At 30.3% G+C, this 2,661-nt stretch carries 4 protein-coding genes; all 4 read left to right on the plus strand.

Annotation, left to right across the window (positions count from 1 at the left end; translation table 11 throughout):
* Nucleotides 1-208: 208 nt before the first annotated feature.
* Complete coding sequence (locus tag BC962_RS16210; RefSeq protein ID WP_121347143.1) at nucleotides 209-442, plus strand: hypothetical protein; 234 nt, start codon at nucleotides 209-211, stop codon at nucleotides 440-442.
* Between the two features lie 169 nt (nucleotides 443-611).
* Complete coding sequence (locus tag BC962_RS16215) at nucleotides 612-1,064, plus strand: hypothetical protein (protein WP_121347145.1); 453 nt, start codon at nucleotides 612-614, stop codon at nucleotides 1,062-1,064.
* Between the two features lie 162 nt (nucleotides 1,065-1,226).
* A complete protein-coding gene (locus BC962_RS16220) occupies nucleotides 1,227-1,637 on the plus strand; it encodes a hypothetical protein (RefSeq protein ID WP_121347147.1) in 411 nt (136 codons plus the stop codon).
* A gap of 160 nt (nucleotides 1,638-1,797) precedes the next feature.
* Complete coding sequence (locus BC962_RS16225; RefSeq protein ID WP_121347148.1) at nucleotides 1,798-2,385, plus strand: carboxypeptidase-like regulatory domain-containing protein; 588 nt, start codon at nucleotides 1,798-1,800, stop codon at nucleotides 2,383-2,385.
* Nucleotides 2,386-2,661: the final 276 nt, after the last annotated feature.

The raw sequence follows: 2,661 nt of genomic DNA on the forward strand, positions 1-2,661 counted from the left end.
CCAATGAAAAGTGCTATTTTAGACACCAAGTAATAAACAACTAAGCCGACAAGTTTGCGACCCTATTCCCACTACTTGCCTTAACCAAGACCGTTGTATGTAATGCAAAAAAAACATCCTGAGTTCAATAAATAATTTAAAACTTATAAAAAAATTGGTAAAAAGTACGTCGAATAAAATACTGTTTTTAAATATTACGCTAATAATTTTGAGCTATTTAGCAAGTTATTTTTGGATAGAACTAGGATTAACTGATAATGATAATATTTACCTCGGATTAATTGGTGTTATGATTTTCGGATTATCAATTGGTGGTTTTTTTGCGGGAATAGTGGAGAAAAAGTGGAAAGGAAAAATTACTTTGATTGGAATATTTGGAAATCTGATTTTAACCATTCTATTATTAACCGCATTTATTTACGTGATAGCCGAAATGACTTGAATTGAAGTAAAAAAAAGCACTACATACAACATCGGTTAAGCGCAAAAAGCGGGCTTAGTCGAAAAAGTGTATTTTAGATACCTATTAAAAAACAACTAAGCCGACAAGAACGTGTCCCTACTCCACGCCACTTGCCTTAACCAAGACCGTTGTGTATAATTTTATACGTATGATTTTCAACCCAATTTTCCATTATAGAAATATAATTTTCTTTCTTTTATTTATCAACTTTAACTCATTTGGTCAGTTAAAATGTGAAGATTTCAAAACTGGCACATTTTATATTGAAAATGAAAAACCTGATAATAATCTTAAAAAATGGATTATTGTAAGAACAGAAAATGACCAAATAGAATATGAAAATGAATTAGGAAACAATCCAATGTTTTTAAAAATAAAATGGATTGATGATTGTTCATTTACTTTAAAGTTGGATGTTGAAAAATTAAAGTATGGAAGAAAACCTATCGCTATTGATCCAGAACAAGTTCTAAGAGTTATGAATATTAGAATTGACGGAAAATGTATGTTATATAAAACAACAATATTGGATGAAAACGGACAAGAATTTTCTCGTACTAACAAATTTGCAAGGAATAAAACTATACACAACATCGGTTAAGCGCAAATAGCGGGCATTCTGGTGAAAAGTGCTATTTTAGACACCAAGAAACAAACAACTAAGCCGACAAGAACGAGTCCCTACTCCACGCTACTTGCCTTAACCAAGACCGTTGTGCAAAATGCCCAGACCCAGTAAAATTTAAAAATAAACATAAGAATATTGAAAAAATTATCTGATTATTTGTTGAATGACAAAATTCAAAGACTTCTTTATGGAATTGGACTAGCACTATGGATCATTATTTGGTTTGGTGAATTGAAAAGTATGACAGAAAATAATTCCTATGTATTTTATTGGTGGTCAGTTTTAACTCCTATACCATTACTTATCGGACAAATAATCTTTAACAGTAAAATTATATGGACTTTTCTAATGATTTATGTAATTCTATATAGTTTAGGAATTATATGGAATATTATAATGATCGATGTCATAATTGATATGGAGAGAGATTTTTCGCCTATACCATTTTGGACTTTTGAAAAAGTTTATAAGTGGCTAATTATGATATTTATCTTATTCACGGTAAACGGAATAATTTGGAAAATAAAACCTGTTAGAGCTAAATAGCACTTTGCACAACATCGGTTAAGCGCAAATAGCGGGCATTCTGGTGAAAAGTGCTATTTTAGACATCAAGTAAAAAACAACAAAGCCGACAAGTACGAATCCCTACTCCACGCTACTTGCCTTAACCAAGACCGTTGTAAAGCATTTAAAAGAAAGAGTAATGAAAGCATTATTAATTAATTTAACATTGATTTTATTCAGTCAACTGATTAATGCACAAGCTGAGATTAATGGAAAAATCAAGTCTTCAATTACTAACGAAGCCCCGATTTCATATGTCTATATAGTAATCAAAAATATTAATAAACCAATTTTGGAAAGAATGACCTCCACTAACAAAAAAGGATTCTTTAAAATTGAAAACTTAGAAATTGGAAAAGATTACTCATTAGAAATTTCAGCTCCAGGATATGATAAACATATTTTCGAAATAACACCTGAGAAGAAAATCACCTCCATCACTCTGACTATAGATACAAAATGTGACTATAGTAAAGAACAAGCAGAAATAGATTGGAAGAACGGAGAAGCCAAATTTCTTTTAGTAGGATCTATAGCTCCAATTGCAAATACAGAATCGGATAAGAAATTTGAGAAAGAATTTAATATTAAATATTTTGATTTTGGTTGCTTACCACCAACTGAAGAATGCATTAAAATTTATAACCAAAAACTCTTTGAATTGATGGATAAAAAATTTGGAAAAATCTGGCGGAAAAATGTTAGAACTGATGTAGAGTATTTATAGTTATTAAACGCTTTACAACATCGGTTAAGCGCAAACAGCGGGTATTCCAATGAAAAGTGATATTTTAGACACCAAGTAAAAAACAACAAAGCCGACAAGTTCGCGTCCCTACTCCACGCTACTTGCCTTAACCAAGACCGTTGTAAACAATTTTTACACAAATTTCTATATTAAAAGACACTTATTAATCTAAACAACAAATTATGAAAAGATTCAATCTAAATTTAATTTTCTTATTATTTATATCAATTGGAATTATTTCCTGTCAAGAAGAAG

Origin of the sequence: Gillisia mitskevichiae, from assembly GCF_003634585.1 — a bacterium.
GTDB lineage: Bacteria > Bacteroidota > Bacteroidia > Flavobacteriales > Flavobacteriaceae > Gillisia > Gillisia mitskevichiae.

Bases quoted from the DNA above. Each gene is read 5' to 3' on its own strand.
- BC962_RS16225 (WP_121347148.1), top strand. From the start codon at position 1,798: ATGAAAGCATTATTAATTAATTTAACATTGATTTTATTCAGTCAACTG.
- BC962_RS16215 (WP_121347145.1), top strand. From the start codon at position 612: ATGATTTTCAACCCAATTTTCCATTATAGAAATATAATTTTCTTTCTT.